Raw genomic sequence first — 13,637 nt, forward strand, 5'->3', positions numbered from 1 at the left:
TCTGCCACGCGTCTGACGGGTAGTTTTCAGGGCAGCGGCCCTAGAACGCCCCATGACGAGTCTCACAGACGTGTACGAGGGCAACGTCGGCCGCGTGGCCAGCCGGCGACAGCAACTCCTCGGCAGCGGGCTCTTTCTCGTCGGCGGGACGATGGTGGTGGGTGCCATCGCGCTGGCGACGACGAACGTGGGTGTCCAGTCGCTGGGACGGTACCCGGCTCGGGAGCTGGCGGGCGTCCTCGCGGGGCTGGGTTTGCCGGCCGTGTTGCTCGGGGTCTTCGCCGTCCTCCCCGCGTCGCGGTCGGTCCGTGGGGCTGCAATCGTCGGGACGGGGATCACGGCGATCGGCGTCGCCATGTTCCAGCACGTCTATCCCTACGACTGGGTCACCGCCGCGCCGCTGCTGACGCTGGCGACGACGGCCGTCTACTTCTTCGGCGTCGTCACGATCTTCTGGTGTCTGTTCGTCGCGCTGGCGACGTTCAAGACCCGCAACGATCCCGGCGGGACGGCCCGCATGGAGATCACCCGCCAGGGGACGATCCAGCTCGTCGAAGAGGCCCGCTCGCTCGGTCGCTTCGGCGGCGTCGGCCTCTTCGGCACGGACCTCGACGGCGAGGTCGAGACCCAGACGAACCGCGAGACCGCGTCGACCGGCCACGACGGCGCGACCGTCACGGGAGCCACACGCGCCGACAGCGACGTGACCGACGACGGCGGGTCGCCAGCCGCCGATCGCCGGCCGGACGACGCTCGGCGTGACCGGGCCACCCAGACGGATTCCCTCGATCACACCGCCGACACCGCCACGGGCCACTCCGGGGGGCCACAGACAGAACCCAGCGCCGACGGCGGCGAAGTGATCGACGCCGACGGAACGGCGACCGGTGGCGCGGCCTTCAGCAACGACTTCCTCGATTCGACGAGCGACGGTGACGAGGAGGATGACGAGGACGCCCTCGAAGCGTACTGCGGGAACTGTCGGCACTTCGAGTACGTGATGGAAGACGGCGAGTCGACGCCGTACTGTCAGCTCCACGAGCGAACCATGGACGACCTGGACGCCTGTTCGAGCTGGCTGGAACGCTGATACGGACGGCCGTCGCGATGTACCGGTGAGCGTTGAGCGGGGAAGACGCTCACCGGTACGCAACGACAGCGCTCCGTCTGAGCGGTGAACCCCCGAGCTTAAACCACTTCGATGGCAATCCCAGTCAACTATGGAGTTCTGTGACGACTGCGGTTCGATGATGAAAGCCGAAGACGGCGTCTGGGTCTGTGGCAGCTGCGGTGCCGAGAAGGCCCGCGACGCGGCGGACGAAAGTTCGATGGTGACCACGCAGGGACAGGAAGAGAGCGAGATCGTCGACACCTCCGAGGTCGAGGCCGAGGACATGGGGCCGACGACGGACGCACACTGTCCCGAGTGTGGCAACGACCGAGCCTTCTGGGAGATGAAGCAGATCCGGGCCGCCGACGAGTCCGAGACGCGCTTTTTCACCTGTACCGAGTGCGACCACAAGTGGCGCGAAGACGACCACTGACAGTTCGACGGAACTGTTAGGTGGGTGCCACTGTCAGTACGAGGTGTGTCACCTTCCGACGAACGGTTCCCTTCGGTCCCCGAGCAACGCCTCGCCGACGGCGACTGGACGCGAACCGACGAGACCGTCGAGACGGTGTTTCAGCTCCCCGGGACCCGCGTCGAAGGCGCGACGGTGCTGTACGGTGACGAGCGAACGCGTCGGGCCGCCGCCGAGTACGGCGGTCGGGACCAGCGCTGGCGGTTCTTCTTCGCGACGAAACTGACCTTCACGCCGTCGCTGTCGCCCGGCATCGGCCCTGCGATGATCCTCCCGACGGTCCGCTCGGAGGCCAACAGGACGTTCAAGTCCGAGCTGCGCGACCGTGGCTTCGAGTCGATCGGCCGGGGCCGCACGGAGCGTGTCCGCGTCGCGTCTGGTGATCGAGCGAAGCTCACACAGTATCGGGCAGAACTGCCGCTGTCGGAGCTGGACGCGACGCTGCCGATCACCGGCTGGGTCGGCGTCTGGCACGGCGAGGGCTTTCGCATCGGTGCCGGCGCGTACCCGGACCGCCCCGTGGCCGAAGTCCTCGGAATCGACGAGCCACCCGCGGTGCTGACGAGGACGCCAGAGCGGTACCGAAACGAGCTGATCGAGCTGATCCGGGCGATCGAGTAGGCCGGTGATCTCGCCGGCAGCGCCACTCGCCGTGGAGGAAACGCCTTTCTTTCGGGACCTCGATTCGGGGACCGTGAACCAGACCAGCCACACGCAATCTCCACTGCGGTCGAACGACCACCGAGATGTCTGACGCAGAACCACCCGTCGGGAGACTCGGGCGCGTGTCGTCGGACCCCCGCGCGCTCGCGGCCGTCGTCGTCGCAACGTGGGTCGCGGTGGAGTTTCTCGTGCGTCGTCGCGGGACACCACTACTCGCCGACGCGGTCGGAAGCGGTGCGGGTGCGGACATGCTCCTGATCGCGCTCACGTTCCCGGCTCTCGCCGTCCTGGCAGCGACTATCGGGAACCGGCGCGGCATCGGGCCTAACCGCTGGCGCTACGAGCTATCTCGGGGTGCCGTCCTCGGTGGCCTCGTCGGCGTCGTCGTCTACTTCGTCCTGTTACTGGCGTTCGCGGTCGTCTACGTCTTCACCGTCGGCGTCCCCTCGGTACCGACACCCTCCGGCGGTGCCGAGACGGCCGTCTGGGTCCTCGTGACACTCCTGGTCGTCAACGGCGTCGTCGTCCCAATCGCAGAGGAGTTGGCCTGGCGCGGCGTGGTCCAGACCGCACTCGTCGACGCGTACGGCCCGGTGCTGGGAATCAGTGTGACTGCCACGGCGTTCGTGGCGAAACACGTCGTCGTCGACCTCGGTGCGCCGACGTTCCGGCTCGTGTCGCTGATCGTGATCGCGGTCGTTCTGGGCGTTCTCAGACACCGCTACGGAACGGCCAGTAGCACGATTTCACACCTCGGCATCAATCTGTTGGCGACGGGTATCAGCCTCGGCTGATCGTCGACGACGCGCAGTCGAGCCGCACGGACCGACAGCCGCCAGTGTCAGGGGTTACGTGCGAAGGTCAGGTAGCCGGTGTGCCCGACGCCTCGCGTCGACGGTCGGGTGCCCCGCTCGCTCACGTCGAGCGCGCGCTGGATCGTCTCTAGCGTCTCTGCGTCCTGCAGCCCGGCGTCCCGCGCGGTCTGGATCGCTTCGCGGGCCTGCTCGACGAACGGCGAGTAGACCGCGAGAAAGCCGCCGGGAACGAGCAGCTCCGGCGCTCGCTCGACGACCGCCGCGGCGTCGCCGGTGTCGAGTGTGACCACGTCGAAGTCGCTCTCGGTAAGCGTCGACAGGGCTGCCGTCACGTCGCCGCTGCGCACGTCGACGCGGTCCTCGACGCCGGCCATCGCCATGTTCTCGCGGGCCACGTCGGCGAAGTCGGGATCGCGCTCGTAGGTGGTCACCGTCACGCCCATCCGCGCGAGGTAGGCCGCGAGGACGCCCGTTCCGGTGCCGGCATCGAGCACGCGGTCGCCCGACTGGAGGCCGGTCTTGCCGACGACGATCCCGATATCTCGTGGCATCATCGGTGCGCCGGTGCGTTCGAGGTGGTTGAACAGGTCCGGGCCGCGCAGCTCGCGCACGGTGAACGGCTCGTCGAGATGTGTCTCGACGACCTGGCCCGGCTCGGGATCGTCGGGGACCTCCAGCACGCCGAGGTCGGTCTCTAAGGTCTCGCCGGCCGCGAGGAGGTACTCGCGGTCTTCGCCCTCGTGGATGAGGAGGTAGGTCACTCCAGACGCTCGACTGCGCCTGCGAGGTCGCCGTCCTCTGCTTCGAGCGCCTCGCGGGCGGTCTCCTCGTCGACGCCGGCACGCATCGCGACCAGCTCTACGTCGTCGTCGGGAATCCCGCTGTCGCCGGTGGCGTCGTCGGCCGACGCGTCGGACTCGCTCTCACCGTCGTCGCCGGCTTCGAGCGCTCGCTCCTCGGGCTCGCCGACGACCTGATAGGTCGACTGGCCCTGGGCCTCCATGAGCTGGACCTCGGCGTCGGTGAAGTACAGCTCCTTGTCGGGGGTCCGAATGATCACTTCTTCGGCATCGATGTCTTCCATGTCGATGCCCATCTGTTCCATCATCTGCTTCATCTTGCGCGGATTGAGTCCGCCGCCGCCTCCTCCGAACATACCCGTCCGTGCGTGGTCCGCCGTCAAAAGGACACCGACCTGTGTCGTCGCGTGGGAGCGCGATCGAAAATCAGTGCACACCCGACGCACGACGGTGGTGCGATCGGCGTGTGAGTCGGTTCAATCGCTACTGGCTTCAGACGAGTCTGGACCGGCCCCGTGGCGTACTTTCACCGCCATCCCCGTCTCGAACGACAGCATCGCCTCGCCGGGCAGTTCCGCGCGGCCGACGCCCAGGAGGTCGCCGTCGTAGTGGACCACCAGCACCTCGTCGCCCGGCCGGATCCCCTCGTCGGCGTCGGTGACGAACTTCGCGAAGGCGTTGCGTCCCTCGCGGACGAACGGCTCGCTGTCGTCGCCGACGACGACCTGGTGGCGCGCGTCGTCGAGGCCGTCGAGGAGGCGTCGCCCACCGGCGACACCCAGGGTGAATCGACCGTCGCTGCCGTACTCCAGCAGTCGGTCGTCGCCGTCCCGTACCTGTCGCGGTCGTCCCGAGCGCGTCGTCGTCACGTCCAGCCCGTCCACGTCCGGGAACAGCGCCTCGTCGGCTCCGGGGCCGAACTGGTAGGTCGCGACACGCGTCAGGAGATCGGCGGCTCGCTCGCTCATTGTCCGGCGAAGGTCGCCGTCGACCAAAAGTCGACCGTTCTGGCGGGCCGCGAGTGATTGACCCGGCGACGACACCTGCGGAGGAGTGACTGGCGACTTCGGGTGTAAACCCTCGATACTGTGGGATATCTCTCGATTAATCGTGAGGGTCTCTGGCGATTTTGGGGAAATTTATACCGGATGACCCACTAGCCGACGGTATGGCAACCGATACACGAAAGGTCGTACTGGGCACGCTCTTGCTCGTCGCCAGCAGCGCGATCATCCTCGGCACCGGTCAGTTAGGCAGTGGTTTCCCGGTGTGGGCGGCCTCGATCGCCGCGCTCGGGATGGCCGCCGGTGCGCTGTTCGTCGGCACTTCCGAAGACAAGCGTCCGGTCTGAGCTCGCTTTCGATGGCGGCCACTCTCGAATGCCACACCAGCTACGACGCGGTCGATTGTCTTCGATAGCGCACGAGGTTTTTCGCGATAACCGAGCAGATGATCCCCGCAAGCAGCGTCACGAGTAGCAGCCGTTCTCCGTTACCCGACGCCGACGGATCGAGGCTGAATTCGATCATCACAGACACCAATACCACTGCTGGTACGGCCACCGCTGGCAGTGACGCGGGAGAGATCGCTCGCGAGGGATGTCTGTTCCGTCGGCCCTTGACGATACTGCCAGCTGCATACGGAACGACCGACGCGACAGCGTCGACCACAAGTATTCGCTGCACTGGGCCCAGCTCTTCGACGACGAAATTCGAGATTGACGATAGGTGTTCTGCCAAGACCACCAGCGAACTGTCCAGTGCCCACGGGAAAAACAGCAGTACTACCGCAGATACCGGCATTGCGACGACGAACAGCGTGGTCGAACCGGCTATTCCCCACTGTGTCCGCCGGTCGTCGATCCGCGCGAGTCCGTACTGCAACGGAACGAAGAACGCACTGAGAAGCCAGAAGTAACCCAGGTGCAATCTGAACAGCGTCTCCGGATAGAGTGTGTCGAACTGTAGTGGTGTTACGAGACTCGTGCTAGCTATCGCCGTCGCAAGTAAGCCGGGGGCGGTCAGGAGTGCGAGCAGTCGTCTGGTCGAGAGGTGGTGTTTTCGTTCATAGTATACGAGTGCTCCGACGATGAGGTAGGCGAGACCGAACTGGGCGTACACGAGGAACCACTGCCCGAGTTCTCCCTTGGACGAAAGATAGCTGGCAATGACGAACCCAACCCCGATAGCGAGCGTAGCGAATATGAACGGTTGCGTTCGATCTATCACCAAGATTAATATAGTTACCAACTTCCCAGATGTTATTTCTTGCGGTGTTGCTACTAGAATGAAGTTGCCGTGGTGGCCAAAAATCACCGTACCCAGAACGAACAGAGTCTACAACAGATACTGCTCGGCGTCGTCGCTGAGGTTCCGGAAGTGGTCTGCGGCCTCGACCAGTTCCTCTGCGGTCGATTCCTCGAAGCCCATCGTCTCGACTTTGACGCCCTCGTGGCGGAGATACCGACAGAGACGAGCGAAGTCGCCGTCGCCGGTGATGAGCACGACCGTGTCGACGTGTGGGGCCAGCGAGACGGCGTCGAGGCTCATCCCCACGTCCCAGTCGGCCTTCTTCGAGCCGTCGCCGAAGGTCTTGATGTCCTTGATGCGGGTCTCGAAGCCGATGTCTTCCAGCGCCTCGAAGAAGCTCTCCTCTTCCGGGGAGTTGGCCCGGATCACGTAGGCGATGGCGCGAGTGAGGGCTCGGCCCTGGACGGCCTCGTCGAGCAGCGATTCGTAGTCGATGTTGCGCGAGTGGAGACTCCGGGCGGTGTGATAGAGATTCTGGGCGTCGGCGAGCACGCCGACACGCTGCCCCGGATGTGAAACGACCATGTACTCGTGTGAGGAAGCGGCGGGAATAGCTCTTGGGGCTCGCAGTGGTCGGCGGAGCTATTCAGACTCCGTTTCGTAGGCCTCGCCGACCGCAGCGGGCACGCGCGTGTACCCCACCAGCGTGAGCACGACGAGCACGGCGACGTAGGGGAACAGTCCGGTGATCGATCCGGGCAGCGCGATGCCGACCGTCTGGAGCTGGATCTGGAGCATGTCCATCGCGCCAAAGAGCAGCGACGCGAGGAAGGCCCCGATCGGGTTGTAGTTGCCAAAGAGGTAGGCGACGATGGCGATCCAGCCCCGTCCGTCGACCATCGTGACGCCGGTGCCGGTGAACCCGCTCCCGATGCCGACCGACAGCGTCGCGCCGGCCAGGCCCGCCATCGCCCCCGAGAAGATCACGGTGGCGTAGCGAACACGGTTCACGTCGACGCCGGCCGTGTCCAGCGCCTCGGGGTTCTCGCCGGCCGCCTGGATCCAGTAGCCGTAGCGCGTCCGATAGAGGACGACCCACGCGAGGGCCGTCAGCACGAGCGTCAACAGGACCAGCGGGGACGTGTCGAACAGCAGCGGTCCGAGGACCGGCACCTCGGCGAGACCGGGGACCGCGACGTCGTTCACGTTGGGCAGCGTCGGACTGGAGACGCCACCCCACAGGACCGTCGCGCCGAAGGGGCCAAAGCCCAGGCCGATGAACCACACCGCCAGCCCGGCGACAATCTGGTCTGCCTCGTACCGGATCGTCAGGACGGCGAAGGCCACCGTCAGCAGGGCACAGAACACGACTGCCACGAGGATGGCCAGCCAGAGATCGCCCTGCGTGATCGCGCTCTCGCCGGAGATGAGCCACGCCGCGGCGGCAGCGGTCAAGGCCCCGAAGATCATGAACCCCTCCAGACCGATGTTGAACACGCCGCTCTTCTCGGCGTACAGTCCGCCGATCGCGGCCAGCGCGATCGGCATCGCGGCCTGAAGCGATCGCTCCGCGGCTCCGACGGTCAGCAGCGCCGCGCCGGGCAAATCCAGCAGCGTGATCGCTGCGACGGCAGCGAGCGCTGCGAGCCCGCCGCCGACGGCGAGTCGGTGCTCGGCCGCGTAGTCGGCGACGCTCATCGCTCGTCACCCCCGAGTCCGAAGCGGCGGGCACTCATTCGGAACAGCTCCGGGGCGGCCACGAACAGCACGATGAGACCGATGACGCCGTCGACGAGCTCCGAGGGCACGTCGAGCGTGAACCCGATGTACTGGCCGCCCGCGTCGAGACCGCCAAAGAGCAGGCCCGCCGGGATCACGCCCAGCGGGTTGTTCGCCGCCAGCAGGCTCACCGCGATGGCGTCGAACCCGAAGGTCGGGAACGTGCTCGGGTCGCTGTAGTACCCCAGGACCATGATCGCGAACATCGCACCGGCGACGCCAGCGACCATCCCCGAGAACGTCATCGTCGTCACGACCGTCCGCTTCGGGTCGACTCCGGAGTAGGCCGCCGCAGACTCCTGGTAGCCGCTGGTCACGAGGTCGTAGCCGAAGCTCGTGCGGACCATGACCACGTAGACGCCGATCGCAGTCGCCAGCGCGACCCCCAGCCCGATGACCGAGAACGAGCCGCTCCCGAACGCGAAACCGGGCAGGTCGACGTAGTCGGGGAACGACTCCGTGTTCGGTGCGGAGGTCCCCGACGGTCGGAGGTACGCGTCGATGAGGAAGTAGACGACGCCCGACGCGATGAAGTTCAGCATGATCGTGGTGATCACTTCGTTGGCGTCGGCGTAGGCCTTCATCAGCCCCGGCAGCGCCCCGTAAGCACCGCCCGCAACGATCGCCGTGATCGTCCCGAGGACCATCAACACGACGCCCCCGACGGGGCCGCCGGGCAACAGCGGCGCGAGAAAGAGGATCGTCAGCGCGGTCGCGAACCCGCCGACGACGAACTGTCCCTGCACGCCGATGTTGAACACGCCGGCCCGGAAGGCCACGGCGACGGCGACGCCGGTCAGAATCAGCATCGTCGACTGACGCAGCGTGAACGCGACGTTCGAGAGGTTCCCGACCGCGCCGTACAGCAGCGACGTGACGAACTCCACGGCGTCGTAGCCGGTCGCCCAGACGATCACCGAGCCGATCAGCAACGCCAGCAGCGTCGAGACGACCGCCAGCGCGAACCGTTCGAGGACGCTCGCTCGCAGCATCCGGTCGGCCGCCCGATCGAGGACGGCACGCGCTCGGTCGCTGGCCGTGCTCACCGCCCGACACCTCCGTCGGCGGCCGCCCGCTCTTGCCCGGCCATCAGCAGGCCGAGTTCCTCCTCGGTCACGGAGTCTGGATCGACCACGTCGACGAACTCGCCCTCGTGGATCACCGCGAGGCGATCCGAGAGCTTCTGGACCTCGTCGAGCTTCGAGGAGACCAGTAGAATCGCCATCCCCTCGTCGCGCATCTCGTGGAGTCGACCGTGGATGAACTCGATCGAACCGATGTCGACCCCCCGAGTCGGATGTGAGGCGACCACCAGGTCCGGGTCGTGTCTGAGTTCGCGTCCGACGACGAACTTCTGCTGGTTGCCTCCCGAGAGCGACCCGGCGTCGGCTTCGACGTGGGACGGTTGCACGTCGTACTCGGCGACGATCTCGGCCGCGTGTTCGCGGACGCGATCCCAGTCGACGAAGCCGTTCTCGACGAACGGCTCGATGGTCTGGTTCCCGAGCAGGGCGTTCCGGACGAGGTCGTACTCCTGGACGAGCCCCTCGGTCTGGCGGTCTTCCGGGATGTAGGCGATGCCCGACTCGATGCGGTCGCGCCGGCTCGTCTCGGTGATGTCTCGCCCCTCGAAGCTGACCGTCCCGGACTCGATCGGCCGCAGTCCGGTGATCGCTTCCACGAGTTCTGCCTGCCCGTTGCCATCGACGCCCGCGATCCCCAGCACCTCGCCGGACCGCACCGAGAGGTCGATCCCGCTGACCTGTTCGAGCCCGCGGTCGTCCTGGACGCGCAGATCCGCCACGTCGAGGGTGACCGAACCGGGTTCGGTCGTGCGCTCTTGTCCCTCGAAGAGCACGTCTCGGCCGACCATCATGCGCGCGAGCTCCTGCTCGCTCGTCGTCGCTCCGTCGACGGTCCCGACCGACTTCCCGTCCCGGAGGACAGTGATATCGTCGGCGACGGCCATCGCCTCGTCGAGCTTGTGGGTGATGAAGATCAGCGACTGGCCGCGCTCGGTCAGCGCTTCCATCACGTCGAACAGTTCCGCGACCTCCTGGGGAGTCAACACCGCGGTGGGCTCGTCGAGGATCAGCGTGTCTGCCCCCCGGTAGAGGCTCTTGACGATCTCGACGCGTTGCTGGACGCCGACGCCGAGATCCTCGATTCGCGTCTCCAGGTGCTGGTCGACGTCGAAGCCGTAGGTCGAACAGACCTCGTCGATCGTCGCCCGCGCGCTGGCCTCGTCGACGAGCCCGTTGTCGGTCGGCTCGTGGCCCAGGACGACGTTCTGGAGGACGGTCATCGTATCCACGAGCTGGAAGTGCTGGTGGATCATGCCGACCCCGGCGTCGATCGCGTCTCGCGGCGAGTCGAACGTCCGGGGCTGTCCGTCGACGCGGATCGTTCCCCCGTCGGGTTCGTAGAGCCCGTAGAGGACGCTCATCAGCGTCGTCTTGCCCGCCCCGTTCTCGCCGACGAGCGCGTGGACCGTCCCGCGTTCGAGTGTGAGGTCGACGCCGTCGTTGGCGACGACATCCCCGAAGCGTTTGGTGATGCCGTCGAGTTCGACGGCTGGTGCCCCGCTCCCGCTCATGGCTGTGTGGTGGTGGTGTCGTGTCTCATAAAGTGCGATGGTGGCTGTGGCTTCAGTCCTGACAGCCGGCGGCCGTACAGGGGACGGTCACGTCGCCGTCGACGATGGCCTGCTTCGACTCTTCGAGGTTCTGGCTCACGGCGTCGGGCAGCTTCGAGCCGATGGCCTGGCCCAGCACGACCGCGACGGCGTCCTGGTCGAGGCCGAGGACGTTTCGACCGCTGACTTCGTCCCAGTTGTCCTGGACGATGCCCTCCGCGACCCGGTACGTCCCTTCGTTGATGCGCTTGATCGCCGAGCCGATGATCACGTCCTGGTAGTCCGGCAGCGTCACCGACTGGTCGGCGTCGACGCCGATGGCGAAGCGGTTCGCTTCCTGGGCGGCCTGGAAGACGCCCTGTCCGGCGGCCGCCGCGGCCTGGTAGACGATGTCCGCTCCGGCGTCGTACTGCGAGGAGGCGATGTTGGCCGCCGTCTGTGTGTCCTCGTAGTTACCGATGTAGCCGACGCGTACGTCTACGTCCTCGTTGACCCACTCGACGCCAGCGACGTAGGCGCGTTCGAACGCGTTGATCAGCGCCCCGTCGACGCCGCCCACGAAGCCGACGGTGGTCCCGTCGGGGTCGTTGGCGTTCCCTTCGTGCGTGAGTTCTCGGGTCGTCATCGTCCCGGCGAGGACGCCCGCCTGGAACGACATCTCGTGGTTGGCCCAGATGTAGCCGCCGACGTTTGGCCGTTCGACGTGGTCGTTGATCAGCATCCAGCGCTGATCGGAGTACTCCTCGGCGTTGGTCTCCAGTGCCTGGGTGTGCTGGTAGCCGACCAGGACGATCAGGTCGTAGTCGGGGTTCTGGCTCTCTGCGAGGCGGGACTGGACGGTCCCGTAGTTTGACTGGTTGGTCTCTTCGACCTGCTGGAGCTCGATGTCGTACTCCTCGGCGGCGTTTTCCAGCCCCTCCAGTGCGAGGTCGTTGAACGCGCGGTCGCCGAAGCCGGCGGAACTGGAGACGATCGCGATGTTCGTCGTCCCGCCGCCACTCTCGGTCGTGTCCATCTCCATCTCGCCGTCGCTGTCACCATCGCCGCCGTCACCGCCACTGTCGCCGGTCAGACAGCCGGCGAGGCCGCCGGTGATAGCGACCGCCGCTCCCGACCGGAGCACGTCGCGTCGGTTGATCGGTGTGCCGGAGTCTCCCCGCTTGTCGACTGCCGTCGATTCGTCGTCTGGATCTGGTTCTGAAACCATTGGGATGTGGATATAATTATTTTCTAGGTATATAAGTTCGTCCCCAAAACAGGCGGACGAGGCGGTGAAGTCTCCACGAGATACTCTAGAGCGTGTGGAATTTCTATATCAGAATAAAAATACAAAGCCCGTCGCCGACCGAACTCGCGCCACCACGACGCCCGTCGCCTCGCACGGAGTCCTGTCGCTCTGTCTCGGAGGGACTCTGGGAGGGCGTGGGATCGACCGGGAAAACGACGACGACCGTCCGTCTCAGTCTTCCGCTTCGAAGCCCGCGATCGTCACGGGCAGCCGACCGCTGGCCCGGCGCTGGCCGGCCAGGATCTCGCCGGTTACCGACAGCGTCGCGGGCGTGTAGTCGTAGGTCGACACCGCCGTCGACACGTCGGGGAAGCGAGCGAGGTCGTAGGGGTTGCGCACCACCAGCGCGGCGAAGGCGCCGACGGCCTCGTCGAGTTGCTCGACCGCTCGCACCTGTTCGTCGTCGCCAGCGGCGTTGTAGGTCGCCAGCACGACCTGCTCGTCGCCCTCGAACGACGGCAGGGCGTCGGCGGTCTCGACCACGTGCAGTTCCACGTCGAAGCTGCCGGCTTCGAGTGCGTCGGCGACCAGTGTCGGCTCGTAGCGGTCGTCCTCTGCCGGCGAGGCGCGTCCGCCGGGGAAGCCGACGAGGTGCAGCGGTCGTCCGGTGTCGAAGGGGATCGTCTCGTTTCGATCCCGTGGGACCGTGATGCCGGCCGCCGCGACCTCGCGGCCCACGTCGCGGGAGCGCTCGCTCGTCGCCTCCCAGCGGTCGAGCGAGGGCGTCTCCTCGCCGACCTCGCGTCGCTCCTTGTAGTCGAGGATGCGCTCGACAGCGTCGTCGATCCGCGACTCGTCGATGCGGCCTGACTCGACGGCGTCGACGACGGCGTCGACGGCGGCCTTCTGGACCTCGGGGGTGTGACAGACCAGGAGGAGATCACAGCCCGCTTCCACGGCCTGGACACACCCTTCCGGCGTCCCCATCTCGTCGGCGATGGCGTTCATCTCCATCCCGTCGGTGACGACCAGGCCGTCGAACCCTAACTCCTCGCGGAGGAGTCCGGTCTGTACGTCTCGGGAGACGGTCGCCGGGAGTTCGTCGTCGCCGGTGATCGTCGGGAACGAGACGTGTGTCGTCATGATCGCGTCGATCCCGTCGTCGATCGCCCGGCGGAAGGGGGCGAGTTCGACGGCGTCGAGGCGCTCGCGGTCGTGGTCGACGACCGGCAGCGAGTGGTGCGAGTCGGCGCTGGTGTCGCCGTGGCCGGGGAAGTGCTTCCCACAGGCCAGCACGCCCTCGGCCTGCATGCCGTCGGCCATCGCCGCACCGAGGTCGCCGACGAGTTCGGGCTCCTCGCCGAACGACCGCACGCCGATGACGGGGTTGTCCGGGTTGTTGTTCACGTCCAGCACCGGCGTCAGATCGAAGTTGACGCCGATGGACGCGAGTTCCGCCCCGACAGCGCCGCCCACCGAACGGGCGAGGTCGGCGTCCCGGCCCGCACCGATGCTCATCTGACTCGGGGGTTCGGTCCCCCAGTCGGTCCGTGAGACGACGCCGCCCTCCTGGTCGGCCGTCACGAACAGCGGGATCTCGGGCTCCGTTTCGGTGGCGATGGTCTGTAGCTCGCGGCTGAGCTCGGCGACCTGCTCGGGCGAGTCGATGTTCCGGCTGAAGTAGATGACGTTGCCACAGCGATAGTCGGTGAGGAGTTCGCGGAGGTCGTCCGTCGGTTCCGGTCCCTCGAAGCCGACGACGAACAGCTGTCCGACTTTGGTGGCGAGATCGAGTTCGGCCACGTCTGGCAGAGACATGGTGATACTGTCTCAATTGCACCCACGTAGTTCTGTCGGCCCGACGCTCCGATTTTCCCATTAGAGA

The 13,637-nt window shown here is 66.4% G+C and carries 15 protein-coding genes; 5 read left to right on the forward strand and 10 right to left on the reverse strand.

What is annotated here, in order from left to right; translation table 11 throughout:
* Nucleotides 1-52: 52 nt before the first annotated feature.
* The 4 genes from ACAH01_RS04660 to ACAH01_RS04675 all read left to right on the forward strand — a co-directional run bounded on the left by ACAH01_RS04660 (nucleotide 53) and on the right by ACAH01_RS04675 (nucleotide 3,040).
* Nucleotides 53-1,090: a hypothetical protein gene (locus ACAH01_RS04660; RefSeq protein WP_372480402.1), complete on the forward strand. Its 1,038-nt coding sequence runs from the start codon at nucleotides 53-55 to the stop codon at nucleotides 1,088-1,090.
* 130 nt (nucleotides 1,091-1,220) lie between these two features.
* Entirely contained in the window at nucleotides 1,221-1,544 is a 324-nt protein-coding gene (locus tag ACAH01_RS04665; protein ID WP_153554185.1) for a transcription factor S, read from the forward strand.
* Between the two features lie 45 nt (nucleotides 1,545-1,589).
* Entirely contained in the window at nucleotides 1,590-2,204 is a 615-nt protein-coding gene (locus ACAH01_RS04670; RefSeq protein WP_170095162.1) for a hypothetical protein, read from the forward strand.
* A 125-nt stretch (nucleotides 2,205-2,329) separates the two neighbouring features.
* Entirely contained in the window at nucleotides 2,330-3,040 is a 711-nt protein-coding gene (locus ACAH01_RS04675) for a lysostaphin resistance A-like protein (protein WP_372480403.1), read from the forward strand.
* Nucleotides 3,041-3,087: 47 nt separating this feature from the next.
* Here ACAH01_RS04675 and ACAH01_RS04680 read toward each other — a convergent pair whose 3' ends face one another.
* The 3 genes from ACAH01_RS04680 to ACAH01_RS04690 form a co-directional block, all read right to left on the reverse strand.
* On the reverse strand, nucleotides 3,088-3,822 hold the full coding sequence (locus ACAH01_RS04680; protein ID WP_153554182.1) for a tRNA (adenine-N1)-methyltransferase: 735 nt from the start codon (nucleotides 3,820-3,822) through the stop codon (nucleotides 3,088-3,090).
* The gene (locus tag ACAH01_RS04685) at nucleotides 3,819-4,217 is read right to left on the reverse strand and encodes a nascent polypeptide-associated complex protein (RefSeq protein ID WP_372480404.1); all 399 of its coding nucleotides are present in this window, start codon (nucleotides 4,215-4,217) and stop codon (nucleotides 3,819-3,821) included. The genes ACAH01_RS04680 and ACAH01_RS04685 overlap by 4 nt, the downstream gene beginning before the upstream one ends.
* A gap of 120 nt (nucleotides 4,218-4,337) precedes the next feature.
* Nucleotides 4,338-4,829 carry a PUA domain-containing protein gene (locus ACAH01_RS04690; RefSeq protein ID WP_372480405.1) on the reverse strand — a complete coding sequence of 164 codons (492 nt, stop codon included), beginning with the start codon at nucleotides 4,827-4,829 and terminating at the stop codon, nucleotides 4,338-4,340.
* Between the two features lie 200 nt (nucleotides 4,830-5,029).
* Here ACAH01_RS04690 and ACAH01_RS04695 point away from each other — a divergent pair, with 200 nt between their 5' ends.
* Nucleotides 5,030-5,212: a hypothetical protein gene (locus ACAH01_RS04695; RefSeq protein WP_372480406.1), complete on the forward strand. Its 183-nt coding sequence runs from the start codon at nucleotides 5,030-5,032 to the stop codon at nucleotides 5,210-5,212.
* A 40-nt stretch (nucleotides 5,213-5,252) separates the two neighbouring features.
* On the opposite strand, the gene ACAH01_RS04700 is transcribed toward ACAH01_RS04695, so the two are convergent.
* The 7 genes from ACAH01_RS04700 to nagZ all read right to left on the reverse strand — a co-directional run bounded on the left by ACAH01_RS04700 (nucleotide 5,253) and on the right by nagZ (nucleotide 13,570).
* Nucleotides 5,253-6,089 carry a hypothetical protein gene (locus tag ACAH01_RS04700; RefSeq protein ID WP_372480407.1) on the reverse strand — a complete coding sequence of 279 codons (837 nt, stop codon included), beginning with the start codon at nucleotides 6,087-6,089 and terminating at the stop codon, nucleotides 5,253-5,255.
* Nucleotides 6,090-6,197: 108 nt separating this feature from the next.
* Nucleotides 6,198-6,695 carry an NYN domain-containing protein gene (locus tag ACAH01_RS04705; RefSeq protein WP_153554176.1) on the reverse strand — a complete coding sequence of 166 codons (498 nt, stop codon included), beginning with the start codon at nucleotides 6,693-6,695 and terminating at the stop codon, nucleotides 6,198-6,200.
* Between the two features lie 57 nt (nucleotides 6,696-6,752).
* Nucleotides 6,753-7,808: an ABC transporter permease gene (locus tag ACAH01_RS04710; RefSeq protein WP_372480408.1), complete on the reverse strand. Its 1,056-nt coding sequence runs from the start codon at nucleotides 7,806-7,808 to the stop codon at nucleotides 6,753-6,755.
* Nucleotides 7,805-8,935 (reverse strand): ABC transporter permease, encoded by a 1,131-nt coding sequence (locus ACAH01_RS04715; protein ID WP_372480409.1) that lies wholly within the window; start codon nucleotides 8,933-8,935, stop codon nucleotides 7,805-7,807. Before ACAH01_RS04715 ends, ACAH01_RS04710 begins: the two co-directional genes overlap by 4 nt.
* Entirely contained in the window at nucleotides 8,932-10,485 is a 1,554-nt protein-coding gene (locus ACAH01_RS04720) for an ABC transporter ATP-binding protein (RefSeq protein ID WP_372480410.1), read from the reverse strand. Before ACAH01_RS04720 ends, ACAH01_RS04715 begins: the two co-directional genes overlap by 4 nt.
* Before the next feature lie 52 nt (nucleotides 10,486-10,537).
* Nucleotides 10,538-11,731, reverse strand: a complete 1,194-nt coding sequence (locus ACAH01_RS04725) for a BMP family ABC transporter substrate-binding protein (RefSeq protein WP_372480411.1) — start codon at nucleotides 11,729-11,731, stop codon at nucleotides 10,538-10,540.
* A 252-nt stretch (nucleotides 11,732-11,983) separates the two neighbouring features.
* Nucleotides 11,984-13,570, reverse strand: coding sequence for a beta-N-acetylhexosaminidase (gene nagZ / locus ACAH01_RS04730; RefSeq protein ID WP_372480412.1), 1,587 nt, complete (start codon nucleotides 13,568-13,570; stop codon nucleotides 11,984-11,986).
* Nucleotides 13,571-13,637 lie beyond the last annotated feature (67 nt).

It is taken from the genome of Halomicrobium sp. HM KBTZ05, assembly GCF_041530035.1.
Lineage (GTDB): Archaea > Halobacteriota > Halobacteria > Halobacteriales > Haloarculaceae > Halomicrobium.